This is a genomic window from Microvirga pakistanensis (assembly GCF_004458765.1).
In the GTDB taxonomy this organism is placed as follows: Bacteria; Pseudomonadota; Alphaproteobacteria; order Rhizobiales; family Beijerinckiaceae; genus Microvirga; species Microvirga pakistanensis.
The window spans coordinates 54283-70182 of the sequence record NZ_SPJX01000364.1 but is presented as its reverse complement, the minus strand read 5'-3'; the positions used below and the strand labels follow the sequence as shown (position 1 = coordinate 70182).

The window sequence follows — 15900 nt, the reverse complement described above, 5'->3', positions numbered from 1 at the left end:
ATTCCTACAGCCATGTGGTTGAAAAAGAGTGGCTACTCGACATGAACCGAGCGTCAGTTCCAGGTCGGCCCAGCAGAAACATCGGCTGTGTCGCGTTGCTGCAACAGGAGCTGATCGAGCTTGACGAATGGGTTGTGAGGTCACCATCGGCACAGCTTGTCCAAGAGGCTCGGCGTTTTCCATTCTCAAGGATCGACCGGCGGAACAGGAATGCACCGCCCCAGGACAGTGATCCCACTGAGCCGAAGAATGCCGAGTGTCAGCTCAAGCCGGGAACAGCAGACGTTCCCGAAGGCTATGGGATTTCCTGGTCGGACCCAGTGCAGACTTTCTGTGGTCTGCGCACTTACGTGCACAGGGTGATCCTTGCACGACCTGAAAGCTGGAGTTCAGCAGATAGTTAACTGGAGGCTGTTCGAAAGCGCCGCCGGTAATCATTGGGCGTCAAGCCGACGATCCGGGTGAACACCTTCCGGAAGGCACCGGGGTCGGAGTAGCCCACCTCCCAAGCCACCTGATCAAAGGAGAGCGTGCCGAACTGCAAAAGCTCCCGCGCCTTTCGAACGCGCAGCCGCTGGCAGTACTCCGTGGTCGTCAGTCCCGTCGCCTTCTGGAACCGCCGCAGGAACGTTCGCTCCTCCGGTCCCGCCTGCTTGGCGAGGGTCGTGAGGTCGATCTCCTTTGCATCTGTTGCCTGGAGCCAGTGCTGAACCTTGAGCACAGCGGCGTCGCCATGCGTCAGCCGCGGCGAGAAGGCGCTGTAGTAGCTCTGCCCCCGACCAGGCGGATCGACCAGGAACGCTCGCGCCGTCTCGACCATGACCGTCGGTCCGAGGAAGCGGTCGATCAGCTTCAGGGCAAGGTCGCTCCGGGCCATCACGCCGCCGGCCGTGATGATGTCACCATCGTCGATGATCAGGCGGTCCGTATCCACGCGCGTCCGGGAAGCGCATCTGGAACTGCTCCTCGTAGCTCCAAGGAGCAGTGTCCAAGGGGCTCCTCATCACCACGTCAAAGGATGCAACCCCATGAGCAAGCGCGCGATCATCGTCGTTGACCTCCAGAACGAGTACCTGCCGTTGGGCAGGCTGCCCCTCGTCGGCATCGAGCGGGCGACCGAGAATGCGGCCAAAGTGATCGAGTCGGCCCGCTCACAGGGCGACAGGGTCATCTTCATTCGCCACGAAATGGCCGAGGCACCCTTCTTCGTCCCGGGATCGCCGGGTGCCGAGATCATTCCGGCCGTATTGCCCAAGAAGGGAGAGGACGTCCTCGTCAAGCACTACCCCAACTCGTTTCGGGAGACCGAGCTGAAGCGCATGCTCGATGATAAGGGTGCCGAGGAGGTCGTGATCGTCGGCGCCATGAGCCACATGTGCATCGACGCGACCAGCCACGCGGCCGCGGACTTCGGCTACTCCACCATCGTCGTCCATGACGCCTGCGCCACGCGCGACCTGGAGTTCGACGGCAAGACGGTTCCGGCCGCCCAAGTCCATGCCGCCTACATGTCGGCGCTCGCCTTCGCCTACGGCAAGGTCGTCACGACGGGCGAGCTTCTCGGATGCTGACACTGTCATCGCGTCGATAGATTGCGGAAGCCAGAACTCGCACCATGAAGGAAAGACGGATGACCGCTGGGTCCAAGAACAATGTCATGATCACGCGCCGGCAGGCCCATGCCTTGACCGGAGGGGCGCTCGTGACCTCATTCGTGGTGGCACGAGGAGCATCGGCTGGCCTAGGGCCTGGCACTAGCGTGCAGGCGAAGCTGAACCCGTGACGGCCTTCTCGGCACTGGCCCGATCATGCGCCGGACCGCGCCATCCCCAACCGAGGTATTGTCAAGCTGATGGGCGGCGGTGCGCTCGTGGTGTTCGGCTCGGTCGTCGATGCCGTCGCATGCGCAGTCGCCATCCAGAAGGGCGTTGCCGAGAACCAAGCCGATATCCCAACGGAGCGACGCATCATCTTCCGGATCGGCGTCAATCTTGATGTGATCCACGAATTTGACGGGGATCTCTATGGCCATGGCGTCAACATCGCAGCCCGCCTCCAGGCCTTGGCAGATCCAGGCGGCATTTGTATTTCCGGCACGGCGTACGATCACCTCCAGGGCAAGCTTGACTGGGAATACGAGTACCTCGGCGAACGCGCGCTCAAGAATATGGAGCGGCCGGTGCGACTGTACCGCCCACTTTGGGACGGTCCGACCGCACGGAATATCTGCCCGAGCCCTGTGTCATCGAGCTTGAATGCCTCGCTTCCGGATGGATCTTCGACGGAGTGTATGGCCCGCAGAATACGATTATTGGTCCCGAGACAACCCAGCAGATCGTCCAGAATCTGTATGCGGCGGGTGTGCAAGTCAGTGCCTCGCATATGCAGGCGAGCCGCTACAATCGTGTTGCAAGGTTGGCGGGTGCCCTGGATCTCTTTCGCGATGATCTCGATCAGACAATGACGATCTTGATGGCCTCGCGCAGAAGTTCGCTGATGCTGCGTGATGTCGCGACCGTACCGGTGTGCTGACGCTTTCGGGAGAGAGCGCCGGTCCAAGAATCGATTGGGCACCGTAGCTGTGCAGGATCAGCGCGAGCGTGAGGTTTTTTGGGTCTCTGGTCGCGTCACGCTTCCGGTTATTTCGACCTCACGTGTGTTGGCTGCCAGCTTGCTGCCAGACCTGACGGCGTCCGTGCTCCAGGCGACGTTCTCGCCGGGGAGCAGATGCTGGACGAGCTTGCGCGTGTTACGAGAGAGGAACTTGCCTGCCTTCGCCAGGGGCTTGAAGTCGGACAGTTTGTGCGGGCCTCCACGTCGGCCCGTGAACACTCGCAGGCCATCTGGGAACATCACCATATCTCCGGGCTGCAAGGTGCTGTCGGCGAGAAGGGCCGGAACAGGATTGTCGATCTCCCCCACCGGTCTCGGTTCCACCGGCTTCCTGATCTCTGGTTGCTCCACGGCAACAGGCTTGGGGCGCGGGCGGGCTTTGCGCCGGGGCCGCTCAGCCGCAGGATCGGACGGGTACCCAAACGCTTGCGGCGGTTGGGTCGGGGAAGCGGGTTGGGACAGCGCGCGGAAGAGCCCGAAGATGCCTTGGGCATGGGCGGGTAAGCTGCTGATCGCAACAGGGACAATGACGGCCAGAGCCAGAATACCGCAGGGCTTTGCTCGTGCTGTGAGATTGGTCCTGACCGTTGGCATCCCCGCCTCCTATGATGAAGGAAGCAACGTGGCCAAGCTCGTGCAGTTCCTGTTACTATGGTGCAAATGCGGAATAAACATATGTTAACAAAACGTGTGGACTTGGCCGGAACGACTGGTCGCATGGTTAGTTGATTTCCCACCTCCAGAAAGAGAGTGAACAGGTAGGGAATGCCAATGGCCCGCGCAGCAGTCGAAGACTGGCCGGAAGGCTACATCATCGTTGTGCCTCACGCATGGCGAGGCGACAATCTTTGGACGGACATGCAGTCTCAAGCGCAGGCGCGGATCGGCCAAACCTTGCGCGAGATGTATGCCGAACTCCTTCAGCAGCCACTGTCCCCAGGTTTGGAAAGGCTGGCCCGCCAGATCGAGGCGAAGTCAGAGAGGCTCCTGCATGACAGTTGATGCATCGCTGCGGGACGAATTGCCTGCCGCCGTTCCGGCTCTGCGCGCCTTGGCCATTTCCTCCACAAACAACCGAGACCGTGCGGATGAGCTGGTGCAGGAGACGATTCTGCGAGCCTAGGCCAACATCGACAAGTTCGAGCCGGGTACCAACCTCAATGGGTGGCTGTTCACGATCCTGCGCACTCTCGTTCATACCGAGTGCCGCACGTCCAAGCGAGAGGTGGAGGATGCAGACGGAGCTTTCGCCGCGCGGCTCAAGACACACCCGGACCAACAGAGCCGCCTTCACTTCGAGGACTTCCGTTCTGCCTTGGCAATGCTCCCTGAAGACCAGCGCGAAGCATTGCTCCTGGTTGGAGCGCAGGGGATGTCCTGCGAGGAAGCTGCTTTGATGTGTAACGTTGCAGTGGGCACAATCAAAAGCCGCGTGAACCGTACTCGATCCAAGTTGGCTTCGCTGTTAGACTTCTCAGACGAAACTGAAATCGGCCCAGACAGCGTGACGAAGGCTGCTCTCGCGGCGGGTTAGAAGGTACGCCGCAAGCGCCTAAGCCCTGAAAGAGGTTCGCGACCAATGCGATCCGGGTCGGCCCAGATTGCCAACTTGGCTCCGTGCATGATCAATGCGGGCCAAGGCAGCCTCGATCTTCGGCGGCAAGGGTTGGCGGACGATGTCGGCATAGAAGCTGCGGAGATCCTCGCTGATGGTTCGCAAGAGATCTTCATCAGAGATCGGAACAACTCGTCTTCCACCTTCACTGGTGCTCCCCATCGCCGCCTCCAAATCACCGCTAAAACAGAAGTAGCGAGACGTTGACGCTGCGTTAACCACATTTGTGAGAGCCTGTGGATAGCGGGCAGAACGCCGGAATTTCCTGGATCAGGCCCTTGCTTGCATCTGAGTCTTGCAGCAGCCGCACTGAGCGGTAATGGGCGCTGTAATGAGGCAGATACCATGCGTGACGCTGTGGTAAGAGCAAGAACACTCGATCCGGAAACGGAGAGTACCTTGTTCTCTACATCAACAAACGACCAGAGTTCTTAAACCGGCAAGCGATGGAACCATCCGTTGGTCGCAGGATTGTCCAAGCAGAGAGGCTCGCTATTCCCCGCGTTCCCCTTGTGCAGCGGGCCTAAGACTTGCGAGAAGTTGCTCGACCCGGCGCTCCTGAGGGCAGCCGGGTTCTTTTTGCCAGCCCATGCCGACCGCAAGGCTCACGCTGTCGCCGACTGTCACCGGTTGAGAACAGGGCGCAACGGCCAAGTTTGACCGTTCAGCTTCGATTCACGTCGGATGGCCGAAGGCTTATGTCATGATTACGCTCGCAGGCAGCAAACGGCTGGTCCTTATCCTGGAGGATGAGGCTCTCATTGCTCTCGACCTTCAGGATGAGTTGCAGGACGCAGGCCATGAGGTTGCCGGTCCCTTCACGGCCTGCTCTGCCGCTCTTGACTGGCTTCAGACCGCCACACCAGATACAGCCATTCTCGATGCCACGCTCAACGACGGCTCCTGCCATAGCGTTGCTGTCGAGCTAAGCCGTCGCGGTGTGCCATTCCTGATCTATTCAGGCCATCAGGAAGACAAACAGCTTCTGGCTGACTTCCACCACATCACCTGGATCGAAAAGCCGATTCCGCCTGCTGTCTTGGTGCAGGAGTGTCAGCAGCTTCTGGTCGCGTGCGGCTAAATCGTTTGGGGAAATCAGTTACTTCGCTCGAACTAACATAGGTTAAGCACGTTCTCACGGGTGACCCAACAGTAGCAGCCTCGTGTTGAACAACAACTTGCCCCCTGTCTGGAAGGAGAGCGACCGGCTTGCTGCTCTGCACAGCTACCGGGTTCTCGACACGCCGCCCGAACCCGCATTTGATAACCTGGTGCAGCTTGCGGCCCGCACCTGTCAAACACCCATTGCTCTCATCAGCCTGATCGACGAGCACAGGCAGTGGTTCAAGGCCGAGACGGGTCTTGGGCTCCGCGAAACCTCATTGGATCGCTCGATCTGCCTCGGTGCCATGCTTCTGCCGGGACTGACGATTGTTCCTGATCTCCAGGAAGATCCTCGCTTTGCTTGCAACCCTCTGGTGGGTGGAGAGCCGCATCTGCGCTTCTATGCCGGGGCGGTGCTGCGAACGCCTGACGGAGTGCCCTTGGGAGCACTCTGTGTGCTCGACTATGTGCCGCGTGATCTCACAGACGAGCAGGCGTCCACTCTCACAATGCTCTCTCGGCAAGCCATGTCTGTCTTCGAACTGCGCCGCGCTCTCGCTGAGCGGGATGAGAGACTGGAGGCGGCTCGCCAGATTGAGCGGCGGCAGACGCTCCTGGTTCGTGAGCTTCACCACAGGGTGAAGAACACGCTGGCGACCGTTCAGGCCCTTGTTGGAGCCACAGGTCGGTCCAGCGGCAGCTTTGACGAGTTCTACCGCTCCTTCTCGGATCGCATCTCCTCCTTGGCGAAGACGCACAACCTGCTGACCGAAGATTATTGGCAGACGGCTCCGTTGCGCCAGATTGCGCTGAACGAACTCAAACCGTTCGCTGAGAGCAGGCAGCCTCGCTTCATGCTCATCGGCCCATCGGTCGAGTTATCCGCCGACTTGGCGGTGCCGGTCGGCATGGCGCTCCATGAACTCACCACCAATGCGATCCGCTATGGGGCTCTCTCCACTCCAGCCGGATATGTCCGACTTCAGTGGCACCTGGGTGAGACTGATGACGGAAGGCAGCTACGTCTGGAGTGGCGCGAGTTTGGTGGTCCGCCAGTCGGCCAGCCGCAGCATCGGGGTTTTGGCTCAACGCTCCTCCAGCGGGTTCTGCCCATGCAGTGCAATGCCAAGGTTGAGGTCGAGTACCACGCCGAGGGGCTACGCTTTCGAATGCAGGTGCCCTTGGTCAAACAGCGGCTTGTGCCAGCCTATTAGATCCATTGTTGACCGTTTAGGAGTGGAGCGCCCATGCAAGGATAAGGGTATGGCGACTCCCTTGTGCTTGGAGCATCTGACCAGATGGCTGGTCAGCCTTTGGATTTTCTCCGTGCTCCTGCTGAGGCGCTCTTCGACGAACGGCTATTGGTGGTGGACTGGGCTTTCGGCTTCGTCATATTGTTCAACATGGATTTCTGCTGGCGGTGCACCTCTGCCGTCCAGAAGCCGCGGGCTGCGCCGGCCCAGGTGTTCGCTGCACTCAGCCACAGGCTGATCCAAGGGTTCTTTGCCATGCTGATCTCTTTCTTGGTCTGCGGCTCACCTCCAAGATCAGGATCATGTTAGTAGACGGTGCCATTCCCATTGAAGAAGCTGCCGGTACTCTCGGGATCCGAGCGTCCTGGCCTTCTCGGATAGGTTAATCCCTCGCTATCGCCCAGCCGACCTTGTCCGGGTGCAAAAGCACCTCCCGGTTCGTAGCCGTCGCGTTGACGTCTCGGATTGAGGATAGGATCCTCAATCCAATCTGCTTGCTCGCGACTGGTCCGACGACCACGATCCAGGTCCAGGCCAAGATCGTCGTAAGGACCGCTTCTCTCCTGGCGCGGCAACGGGCCTCGATTGGCAGTTCTATCTTGGTTGTCGTAGCGATTATCTCGTTCCGGAATCGGCACGCGTCGGCGCTCGGGAATCCTGTTCCTGATTTCGTTCTGCTCTCTGGCCTCACGCTCGTACTTTCTGCGTTGATAGATGCCGAGGGCACAGCCTGCGAGAGCACCTTTGAGCCGGTGCCCGCCTGCGAAGTGACCGGCGACCGCCCCGCCCAACCCGTACTTTAGGCAACCACCAGGACGGCTCTGAGCCTCTGCCGAGCCTGCGGCGATGCAGAGTGAGAACATGACGGCAGCAGCGAGCGCAATCTTCTTCATCTAGGACGACCTCTCCTGATTTTGGCAAACGAAGGCCTCTTCAGGGAGGTTCCGGCCAGGGAGGCTGCGATTGGACGCACGTTGAGGTGTTGGCTGAGGTCGAGCCGCTCCAAGGCGACTTTCGCCGCGAAGCGGACGCGACGTAGCAACTCTCACCGATAGGAAAGGCAGTACCTTCCACTTGAATGATAGCCGCTGGGGCAAGCCCCGGTTTTCGGGAAGCTGTGTCGAGCACCCTCATAGCCTAGAAAGTAGTCATCCGACGTGTGGTAGCCCGAGGGGCAAGAGCCGACCTTCAGCAGGGCAGGACGAACTGCCCTTTCCGGAGAGTTAGGGACACGCGCGTTGCCGCTTGTGTGATAGCCGGATGGACAGGTGCCAACCGTCGGAACGGCTTGGGCGTAAGCAGAGGGTAGTGGCAACAGAATTGCTGTGGAAACGCATAGGATGCTCGTCAATACACAGCGATATGCCATCGCGGACCTCCAGCTTAGCAGTATGTAACGGCATCATATAGCCCTGGCACGTTATGGTCTGCCCCCTTTGACGGGCTCCAAAGCTCAAGCGAGTTTGGACCGCAGAGGCCGTTATGCCGAAAAGGAAGCGCACCCCTGAGGAGACGATCTCTCCGCTCGGGATCAGGGGCCGGAGTTTGTGACCAAGGCCGTGCAGGACTGGATTGGAACGGTCGGCGCTCAGACGGCCCGCATCGCGAAGGCGGGCCCCTGGGAGAACGGGTGCTGCGAGAGCTTCAACTCGAAGCCTCGAGACGACCTGCTGGATCGGGAGATCTTCTACTCGCTTCGGGAGGCTCAGATCCTGATCGAGGCCTGGAGGGTTCACTCCGATCAGGTGCGCCCGCATTCGTCCTTGGGCTACCGGCCACCTGCGCCAGACGTGCTGCTCGGACCAGCGCCCAGGCGGGACAGAAGCTCATGGTCCGGCATCATAGGAGTGGCGATCAACACACCGCTCCACCAACCTTCAAATCGGATCCCGCAGTAGGCGGCCGACCAAGGTTACTTATTCGTGTTCCAGATGTCGGTTGCGAGTTTCCAATCGGCTCCGACCTTCTCCCAGACCACCACATACTTGCCGGTGATCTCCTGCGGCTGCTGCCCTTTGGTCCGGAATGAGAAGGTGCCAATCTCACGGGCGGCTTCGCCGCCGAGCGCCTTCACATCAACCGTCTTCAGCTTTCCATCCCCAAGCTGTTCCGCAGCGCTCTTCCAAAATGCCTGAATGGCACTGCGACCCTTCATCATTTCGGCTCCAGGCGGCAGGATGACAGCGTCCTCCGTATACATAGCCGCAAGCGCCGCTGCATCACCTGCGTTGAACGCTTGTGCGAAGTGATCGCTTAGGCTCTGAATGGTTGCCTTGTCCTGTGCCATGGTGGGAACCGGCACACACAGGCAGATGGCTGTAAGCAAGGTATGAGGGCGCATGGCGTTTCTCCCACACGATCAAGAGCGGGGTCAGCATAACACCGCCCTCTCTTGGTGCCATCGAGGCTTTCCTACCTCTACAGGATGACATGTGCCTGCCCGGCCCGGTATGGTTTCATGCCTTATCCCAGCGAGGAGAAAGCCAACGGCCTGCAAAGCGCGCATGAGGCCCTCATTCAAGAAGCACACCCGCCGCTACAAGGAGGTGATTGCCCCAGCCAAGACGCTCGAAGGGCAGAAAAGCCTCACCAAGAAGCACCGCTACGCTAACCGCCACGGCTAGTCGAACATCATCCCTTTCAGGTTCCTCAGAGCGTTATCGCATCGTTCGATGTGATCGCTGGCCCGCCGCTGCATCTCCACAGTGTTGCGGCACGGCTCATCGACCTCTTGTTTGCAGAACGGGCAGATCATGGGTCTGATCTCTCTAGCGGGGCGTGTCAGGCCAACAAAGTTGAGAGATCGGGGTTCCGTTTGCCTTTCACCTCTTCCCGTCCAGGATCACCGTTAGCTTCCGACTCATTGGCGGAAGATCCGGGGGAGGGCGGCTGGTGGCAAAATGTCGGGAGCGCGCGTTTGGCGGGCCTGACCCTATTTAGGAAAGAGTTCAACAAAATCTCACGACAATCCGCTGCTCTGGAGGAACTTGCAAAATTTGATCGACGGCAGACAGGCATCTGGCTGTGGCCGAAGAAGCTGAGTTGGAAGAGGACATGTCGCCGATTTGCGCCACGGTTATCCCCAACCAATTTATGCCTGCGGGTCTTGCCTTGGAACTAAGCAGGGTGCCTCAACATTCGACTCGTGTCTGACCGTGGCAGTAATAAACTGTCATAGGAATCGAAGATGTTGCACCCAGCAGGTGGAGACAGATTCTTTGACAACCAGACGGGCTGATCCTCACGAAATTGATTGCGGAAAGCGCACGTCCGCAATAGCGCGCCCCAGACACCATTGTTCTAAACCCCGCCCGAGTCCCGACGATGTGGACTCGGGCGGAGTGCTTTGTGCAGCCCTGAATGCGGGAGTTGATCCTTGAGCAAGCGCCACGACAAGCAGAGACGCAGAACCCGCCGCTCTTTCGAAACTGCTGACATCATTGAACTTCATGGGTCCAAGTTCGCTGCCGAACGAAGCCTTCCGTCCATCAAGCCGCTCAATGCGACCCAGGCTGCTTACCTGGATGCTCTAAAAACGAGCCCCCAAGTTGTTGTTCTTGGACCGGCAGGCACGGGCAAGACCTGGATCGCGGCAACCCTGGCCGCAGACCTCTTCCGCCAGCGCCGAATAAGCAAAATCATCTTAACTCGACCAAACGTGCCAAGCGGACGTTCTCTCGGGTTCTTTCCTGGAAGCCTGGAGGAGAAGTTCGGTCCGTGGGCAGCCCCTATCACTGAGGCCATCAAGGACCGGATCGGATCGGCGGCTTACGAGATTGCCGTGAAGAATGGCGACATAGAGATGGTTCCCTTCGAGGTTATGCGTGGCCGCTCGTGGAGGGACGCTTTCATCCTCCTCGATGAGGCGCAGAATGCCACTCCCGCTGAGATGAAGACATTTCTGACTAGGATCGGCGAGGATTGCACGGTCGTAATCAATGGTGATGTCAGTCAATGTGATCTCCGCGAGACCTCAGGCCTGCGAACGGTCGTTCACCTGATCAAATCCAAGCTGCTGCCGGTGCCAATCATCGAGTTCACGCGCGATGATATCGTTCGATCCGGCATCTGCGAGATGTGGGTGCGGGCGTTCGAAGAGGTACACTGTTGATAGAGGGCTTCGTAGGTTCGAAATAGGGAGCACTCAGCTAGGTAGAGGTTCATCTCTGCCTTTTGCCTGAACGCGATAGAGTAGACTGCATACGTTGATCGGACGGAGGAGCCCGCATGAAGACGGCGCGCAAGCTCTCCGAAGGTTCGAGCGTTGATCGTTGGTATCTGATCCGCGATCCTCCAGGGGCGGTCATGTTTACTCTTCAGTCGCGATTCCGCAGAGTGCCCTCCTTTGGCGGATAGATCCTATTTGCAGAGGATCATCACGCCCATGCTGTTCGCATGATCCGCAAGATCCGCTGGAGCGAGAACATTGGAGGAAGTAGTCGTCTCGTAGGTGATAACCCTGCTTTCCAAGAAGCTGGCGACAACCGAAGACTTTATCGCGAAGTTCACGTTTTGCGGCATGTCACCGGTCGCCTGAACCACCTTCATGGCGTTGAGCTTCGAGATCACGGTCTCGACCAAATTCCCGTTTGCATCGAGAAGTGGGCCACCGCAGTTTCCTGCCTGGACAGGGGCAGCTATCTGGAGATGACGGACGTCGTCCCGTAGGCCAGCGAGAGCCGTTGGTGGCAGGTGGCTCAGACCGCCTGGTCGGTGGGGTAGCCGCAACTTCCCGGCCATAAGTCGGAGGTGCGACCCATGGCGTACCACTACTGAGTTGCAGCCACTGCAGGCTACGGAGTGAGTTTGCTGCATGTTGGTCAGGCCCTACCGAACCGCTGGCAGGGCCTGACCACCTAGTCGACGAAGTTAACGTTTGGAGCCGCCGCGCTCACCACCGTGTCCATTGCCGCTCCTGCCGCCGTTTCCGCCGCGGTCACCTTCGCCTCCGCGACCGTACCCGTCAGATCGGCCACGAGAGCCGCCACCCCAGCCCCCATGGTTGCTGGGAGCTTCTCCTGAATGGCCAACACCCTTGTCGTTGCCCGGGTTTCCGTAGCCATCGTGACCGCGGCCAGGGCCATCGCCGCTTTTGCCGCCAAGTCCGCCCTTGTTGTCGTGCTCGCCACGTCCGCCGCCATGTTGGCCGTCGCCGCCCGATTTGCCGCCATGGTGATCCTTGCCGGGTTTGCCACCGTGGTGACCGCCCCCCGGCTTGCTGCTGCCATGGCCGCCATCGTGCTTGTCGCCGTGGTGACCGCCCGGTTTTCCGCCGTGATGTCCTTCGTCGTGGTGGCCGCCTGGCTTTCCGCCGGTATGGCCGCCATGGTGTCCACCACCGGGCTTGTCACCGCCGTCGTGTCCGCCATGACCGCCGCCCGGCTTGCCGCCACCGTGATGCCCGCCCGGTTTGCCTCCGCCATGGTGTCCACCTCCATGATGGTCCCCTCCATGATCACCGCCTGGGTTCCCGCCGCCTGTGCTCCCACCGCCAGGTTGCCCATCGCCAGATTGCCCGCCGCCAGGTTGATTGCCGCCCGTCTGGTCATCGCCGGCGGAACCTCCGCCTCCCGGTTTGCTGCCGCTGCTGCCGCCAGATGTGCCTCCACCGCCGTTGGCGCCTCCATCTCCGGGGTTGCTGATACCGCCACTGCCGCCCCTGCTCGGTGGGTTCGTCGATGCAAAGCCGCCACCCGAACGGTCCCTATCAGTCCCACGGTCAGTGTTGATGGCGCCAGGGGTCGTGAAGCCTGGTGTCACACCGATCGATCCAGTGCTGAGATTTGGATCGTCGGCGGGAAACCTCACAAGACGCTGCGCCGGAGGCACGATTTGACAGCGACAGACATCGTTGCCAGCCACGCGACGAAAGCGGCAGTTGGCGTAATTCGATGGATTGGCTACAGCCGGAATACATTGGTTCGTGAGATTTTCTGCGCGGCGGTTCTCCGCAAATCGCCCACGTGAGCTTAGGTCAGCGGCGTGCAGGGCTGTCGTCGAGACAAGTGTCATCAGGCCCGCAAAAGCGAGCGTCATCTTGCGCATGAATTTTTGTCCTGAGAACGAGTGGTTCAGTTGGGCCGGCAAGTTGTCGACCTCTGCTGTTCGAGACGCACAAGCTCACGAGACAGTTCCACATTATTCCTAAATTAGTTCGAATTTAGAACTAAATTCAGGAGATCGCCGGTATTAACCTATTAACGTTCAACGACATTTTCTCAGATGTCGCACCGGAGTTACCCATTGCGTTATACCCACTGACACTCGATCCCGGCGATTTAGAGGGGCTTTGAGCCTCGGTGCCCACCAGTAGCGAACTGCCGCTAGCATCACGATGCGGACGAACGGAAGCGGAGCACACGGAGTTATGCCTCGACAAGTTTCCGTATCGTCGTATTTTGAGATTGGCTACAATGACTTCGTCGTGGGTAGAAGGGCAATGGAATGGAGCAAAAGCGCAGCGCGAAACATGACATAGCGCAACCCGTCAAGTCCTCGTTCAAGAGAGCCAAACGTGAGACTGCCCCAGCACTCGACAGCAAGTCTGGGAATACGCATCTCGATCTCGTGCGTGTCGTGGAGCGCGTCCACCGCCGGTCGCTCGATCTGTTTCGGATCGATCTCACACGGTTAGGTATTGATGATATCAGCCCGTCACAGGTCATGATGCTTTTCACGATTGCCGCCGAGGAACTCACTGTTCGTGATCTGATTGAGCGCGGGTACTATTTAGGTTCGAACGCCTCTTACAACCTCAAACGATTGGTCGAGGCCGGCTATGTAGATCGAAGCGTATCGGAACGAGATCGCCGCTCGGCGCGGCTTCGGTTATCTGAGAAGGGTCGAAGGCTGTGTGATGCCGTCAGGAAAGTTGACGAGACTTACCACAGCCTTGTTGTGCGCAATCCAAAAGAAGCACGTGATCTGCAAACGGCTATCAAGACCCTGAAGCGTTTGGAACGGGCGTGGTCAACAGCCTTGCATTTTGGGGGCGCGCAGGATGCCTGATTCCCGAGCGAGTACTTGAAGCCATGTGACGGAATCAGGCAGCTTCGAAGCAATTGCCTAGCACGATGTGAATTTCTCTATCGGGACTCTTGTAATCTCCAGATCACGGTTCTCACTTCGTGGCATAGAGCACTCTCGGTGGTTTTCACCCGTAGTGCGTTAGTTCTGTGAGTGTTCGAACAAAAGATTTATGATTGGCCTAGAATTGGCTGATCTTGTTCAATACAACCTGCACAATCTGAGATAGAATTCTGTTAACAGTGCTGAATTTTTGAAATTTGGAGCCGGTGTAAAGGCAGCCTGTATCAAGGCCACTACGACATACTGCTCTGAGTTGTCGATCTCAAGTTTTTGCCAGTTCCAAGCGACGAGCGCTCCTGAACGCTTATCAAGCATAGTTCTCAGATGCTAACGCGTCTGAGGCGTTATCCCAAGGTGCGAGGGCTATAGCCTCTAGCCGCGAAGCAAAAATAACCGACACCTTGCTTCTGTTTATCGCCGACATTGCTTGCCTCCATGGTGCTAGAAACAAGGACGGGCTCGGGGGCTGCGGGGCTTCCATCACCAACCCTGGAAGCCTGCACCTCGGCGAAGGTTTGACCCGTGTCGCTGTGGACTGCGTCCTTGCCGGTGAGCGCCTGCCAGCGCCGGATGGCCACATCGACGTAGGCGGCATCAAGTTCGATGCCGTAGCCGATGCGGCGCACCTTCTCGGCGGCCATCAGCGTCGTGCCCGAGCCGCAGAAGCAGTCGAGCACGCTCTCGCCCGGGCGGGTGCAGTCCTTGATGGCATCAGCCACCGGAGCCCAGGGCTTAGCCGTCGGATGTGCCCCAAGATCCTCCATGCAGCCTTTGCGGAAGGTGTTCGCCCCCGGGTAGGTCCACGACGTCGTCCGATACCGGCCGTACTTGCCGAGCTGGATGTTGTTGATGCGCGCGACCTCGTCGCCGCCGTTCTTGAACACGTGCACGAACTCGGTCTGCTGGCGGTACAGGCTGCCCATGCCGGCATTGGTCTTGGCCCAGGTGCAGGTGGTCTTGAAGGCAAGCTGCGCCTGGCGGGCTGCGGTGAGCGGGACGAGCGCATGGGGCGCATCCATGCACACGTAGTGCAGGGAGCCAGGCAGGGAGTGGGCCTTCGCCAGGACGAGATAATCAGACAAGAAGGCGGTGAACGCGCGCTCGCTCATCTCGCCGGAGGCCGTGGCGAACTCGCGATGCTTCACTTGGCCCAAGCCGCAGACATGCCCGCCTACAGGAGCGTTATAGGGCGGATCCGACCAGACCGCCCGCACAGGTTCCCCGCCGAGCAGGCGCTGATAGCTGGCCGGGTCCAGGGCTGAACCGCACAGAAGCATGTGCGCACCAAGCAGCCAGAGATCGCCTGAGCGCGGGACAGTTGGGCCCCTGTTAGGCTCAGGCAGGGTATCGCCAGCGTCAGGAGGCGCTACCGGGCTGGAAATGCTTTTGAGATCATGGAGACGATCTCCTTCAGGATCACACCATCTGAAGCGGCCAGTTCCTCAAGGATGCTGAAATGGTTATGGCGGGGAAGGCCGAGCAGTTTGGAATCGAGGTTTTGGGCTCTCCATGCAAGGTGCAACTCCTCGGAGTGACGGCAGAGCTCTGGAAGCTCCTGCTTGCCATAGGCGACGATCAGGGGAGGAGAATGCGCGGGAATGTGGTGCTGCGGGCTGTATCGGGCCACGTCTTCGGGCGTAAGCCTGACTTCCTTGTTGAGATAGCTCAGGCGAATCGGTTCCAGGTCGAAGATCCCGCTGATGGAGGTGCCGCTGTTGACCCCCGTCTCGTTGAGGGTCGTCGCAACGAGATGACCTCCGGCCGAGTGGCCCGACATGTGAAGCAGGGCGTGGTCAGGGACGATCTGATTGAGATGCCTGTTCAGGCAGCCTATTGCACTTCTGATTTCCTGGACGATGCCGCCGATCGTCTGTTGCGGCGCCAAGGTGTATTCGATGTTTGCGAAATTCAAACCGCGCTCGAGAGCCCCTTTCGCAAGAAAGCGATAGGTTTCCTTGTCCTGGCTTCTCCAATAGCCGCCGTGGATGAAGGCAATCGTTGCCCGGCCTTGGAAGCCTGAGGAGCGGGATGCTTCGAAGATATCGATGCGGTTACGCTCCCCTTCGCCATAGCGTATTTCGGTAAGGCGGCTGGCGGATGCGATAGCTTTGCCGCGAGAGGTCCACTTGGCCAGCATCTCCTGCAACACAGGCAGACCGACCGCGCGAGGATTGTCGTAGGCTGCGTCCAGTGCGCTCTGGTCCATTCCACGATAGATCATGCATT

Annotated in this window: 16 protein-coding genes and 4 pseudogenes; 12 read left to right on the top strand and 8 right to left on the bottom strand. The window is 59.3% G+C overall.

The features are described 5' to 3' along the window. Positions 1–404 (top strand): hypothetical protein (locus E4K09_RS29845; RefSeq protein ID WP_204985756.1); only part of this gene is annotated, 404 nt, incomplete at its 5' end. Here the strand turns inward: E4K09_RS29845 and E4K09_RS18525 are convergent. Beyond that, positions 401–986: pseudogene (locus E4K09_RS18525) on the bottom strand (GlxA family transcriptional regulator); the annotation flags it as partial. The gene E4K09_RS29845 and the pseudogene E4K09_RS18525 sit on opposite strands and share 4 nt — an antisense overlap. A 42-nt stretch (positions 987–1028) precedes the next feature. On the opposite strand from E4K09_RS18525, the gene E4K09_RS18520 reads away from it, so the two are divergent. The 3 genes and pseudogenes from E4K09_RS18520 to E4K09_RS18510 all read left to right on the top strand — a co-directional run bounded on the left by E4K09_RS18520 (position 1029) and on the right by E4K09_RS18510 (position 2532). Next, positions 1029–1571 carry a cysteine hydrolase family protein gene (locus tag E4K09_RS18520; RefSeq protein ID WP_134499248.1) on the top strand — a complete coding sequence of 181 codons (543 nt, stop codon included), beginning with the start codon at positions 1029–1031 and terminating at the stop codon, positions 1569–1571. A 377-nt stretch (positions 1572–1948) separates the two neighbouring features. Further along, a pseudogene (locus E4K09_RS31135) lies at positions 1949–2107 on the top strand (hypothetical protein); the annotation flags it as partial. A 92-nt stretch (positions 2108–2199) separates the two neighbouring features. Further along, entirely contained in the window at positions 2200–2532 is a 333-nt protein-coding gene (locus tag E4K09_RS18510) for a hypothetical protein (protein ID WP_134499247.1), read from the top strand. Positions 2533–2589: 57 nt separating this feature from the next. Here the strand turns inward: E4K09_RS18510 and E4K09_RS18505 are convergent, their stop codons facing one another. Continuing rightward, positions 2590–2922, bottom strand: a complete 333-nt coding sequence (locus E4K09_RS18505; RefSeq protein WP_134499246.1) for a hypothetical protein — start codon at positions 2920–2922, stop codon at positions 2590–2592. A gap of 462 nt (positions 2923–3384) precedes the next feature. On the opposite strand from E4K09_RS18505, the gene E4K09_RS18500 reads away from it, so the two are divergent. The 4 genes and pseudogenes from E4K09_RS18500 (at position 3385) to E4K09_RS18485 (ending at position 6546) form a co-directional block, all read left to right on the top strand. Further along, positions 3385–3615, top strand: coding sequence for a hypothetical protein (locus E4K09_RS18500; protein ID WP_134499245.1), 231 nt, complete (start codon positions 3385–3387; stop codon positions 3613–3615). After that, positions 3605–4147, top strand: a pseudogene (locus E4K09_RS18495) (sigma-70 family RNA polymerase sigma factor). The gene E4K09_RS18500 and the pseudogene E4K09_RS18495 overlap by 11 nt, the downstream one beginning before the upstream one ends. A 784-nt stretch (positions 4148–4931) precedes the next feature. Next, positions 4932–5309 carry a response regulator gene (locus tag E4K09_RS18490; protein ID WP_134499244.1) on the top strand — a complete coding sequence of 126 codons (378 nt, stop codon included), beginning with the start codon at positions 4932–4934 and terminating at the stop codon, positions 5307–5309. Between the two features lie 82 nt (positions 5310–5391). After that, complete coding sequence (locus E4K09_RS18485; RefSeq protein WP_134499243.1) at positions 5392–6546, top strand: sensor histidine kinase; 1155 nt, start codon at positions 5392–5394, stop codon at positions 6544–6546. Positions 6547–6638: 92 nt separating this feature from the next. On the opposite strand, the gene E4K09_RS18480 is transcribed toward E4K09_RS18485, so the two are convergent. Next, complete coding sequence (locus E4K09_RS18480; protein ID WP_134499242.1) at positions 6639–6842, bottom strand: hypothetical protein; 204 nt, start codon at positions 6840–6842, stop codon at positions 6639–6641. Positions 6843–6890: 48 nt separating this feature from the next. Further along, positions 6891–7478 (bottom strand): hypothetical protein, encoded by a 588-nt coding sequence (locus E4K09_RS29650; protein ID WP_193557317.1) that lies wholly within the window; start codon positions 7476–7478, stop codon positions 6891–6893. Positions 7479–8114: 636 nt separating this feature from the next. On the opposite strand from E4K09_RS29650, the pseudogene E4K09_RS18470 reads away from it, so the two are divergent. Then, positions 8115–8483: pseudogene (locus tag E4K09_RS18470) on the top strand (integrase core domain-containing protein); the annotation flags it as partial. 14 nt (positions 8484–8497) lie between these two features. Here the strand turns inward: E4K09_RS18470 and E4K09_RS18465 are convergent. Further along, positions 8498–8926 (bottom strand): YybH family protein, encoded by a 429-nt coding sequence (locus E4K09_RS18465; RefSeq protein ID WP_134499240.1) that lies wholly within the window; start codon positions 8924–8926, stop codon positions 8498–8500. A gap of 1098 nt (positions 8927–10024) precedes the next feature. On the opposite strand from E4K09_RS18465, the gene E4K09_RS18460 reads away from it, so the two are divergent. Both E4K09_RS18460 and E4K09_RS29840 read left to right on the top strand, forming a co-directional pair. After that, positions 10025–10696: a PhoH family protein gene (locus E4K09_RS18460; protein WP_134499253.1), complete on the top strand. Its 672-nt coding sequence runs from the start codon at positions 10025–10027 to the stop codon at positions 10694–10696. Positions 10697–10980: 284 nt separating this feature from the next. After that, positions 10981–11253: a hypothetical protein gene (locus E4K09_RS29840; protein WP_134499239.1), complete on the top strand. Its 273-nt coding sequence runs from the start codon at positions 10981–10983 to the stop codon at positions 11251–11253. 188 nt (positions 11254–11441) lie between these two features. Here E4K09_RS29840 and E4K09_RS29260 read toward each other — a convergent pair whose 3' ends face one another. Then, positions 11442–12236 (bottom strand): hypothetical protein, encoded by a 795-nt coding sequence (locus E4K09_RS29260; RefSeq protein WP_166802393.1) that lies wholly within the window; start codon positions 12234–12236, stop codon positions 11442–11444. Positions 12237–13029: 793 nt separating this feature from the next. Here E4K09_RS29260 and E4K09_RS18450 point away from each other — a divergent pair. Then, positions 13030–13593 carry a MarR family transcriptional regulator gene (locus tag E4K09_RS18450; protein WP_134499238.1) on the top strand — a complete coding sequence of 188 codons (564 nt, stop codon included), beginning with the start codon at positions 13030–13032 and terminating at the stop codon, positions 13591–13593. Positions 13594–14018: 425 nt separating this feature from the next. Here E4K09_RS18450 and E4K09_RS18445 read toward each other — a convergent pair whose 3' ends face one another. Both E4K09_RS18445 and E4K09_RS18440 read right to left on the bottom strand, forming a co-directional pair. Then, positions 14019–14951 carry a DNA-methyltransferase gene (locus tag E4K09_RS18445; protein WP_134499237.1) on the bottom strand — a complete coding sequence of 311 codons (933 nt, stop codon included), beginning with the start codon at positions 14949–14951 and terminating at the stop codon, positions 14019–14021. Positions 14952–15040: 89 nt separating this feature from the next. Continuing rightward, positions 15041–15895 (bottom strand): alpha/beta hydrolase, encoded by an 855-nt coding sequence (locus E4K09_RS18440; protein WP_134499236.1) that lies wholly within the window; start codon positions 15893–15895, stop codon positions 15041–15043. Between the last annotated feature and the right edge of the window lie 5 nt (positions 15896–15900).

Coding starts and splice junctions, on each gene's coding strand:
- E4K09_RS18520 (WP_134499248.1), top strand. CDS start 1,029: ATGAGCAAGCGCGCGATCATCGTCGTTGACCTCCAGAACGAGTACCTG.
- E4K09_RS18445 (WP_134499237.1), bottom strand. CDS start 14,951: ATGCTTCTGTGCGGTTCAGCCCTGGACCCGGCCAGCTATCAGCGCCTG.
- E4K09_RS18490 (WP_134499244.1), top strand. CDS start 4,932: ATGATTACGCTCGCAGGCAGCAAACGGCTGGTCCTTATCCTGGAGGAT.
- E4K09_RS18465 (WP_134499240.1), bottom strand. CDS start 8,926: ATGCGCCCTCATACCTTGCTTACAGCCATCTGCCTGTGTGTGCCGGTT.
- E4K09_RS18450 (WP_134499238.1), top strand. CDS start 13,030: ATGGAGCAAAAGCGCAGCGCGAAACATGACATAGCGCAACCCGTCAAG.
- E4K09_RS18500 (WP_134499245.1), top strand. CDS start 3,385: ATGGCCCGCGCAGCAGTCGAAGACTGGCCGGAAGGCTACATCATCGTT.
- E4K09_RS29840 (WP_134499239.1), top strand. CDS start 10,981: ATGATCCGCAAGATCCGCTGGAGCGAGAACATTGGAGGAAGTAGTCGT.
- E4K09_RS18440 (WP_134499236.1), bottom strand. CDS start 15,895: ATGATCTATCGTGGAATGGACCAGAGCGCACTGGACGCAGCCTACGAC.
- E4K09_RS18480 (WP_134499242.1), bottom strand. CDS start 6,842: ATGGCAAAGAACCCTTGGATCAGCCTGTGGCTGAGTGCAGCGAACACC.
- E4K09_RS29650 (WP_193557317.1), bottom strand. CDS start 7,478: ATGAAGAAGATTGCGCTCGCTGCTGCCGTCATGTTCTCACTCTGCATC.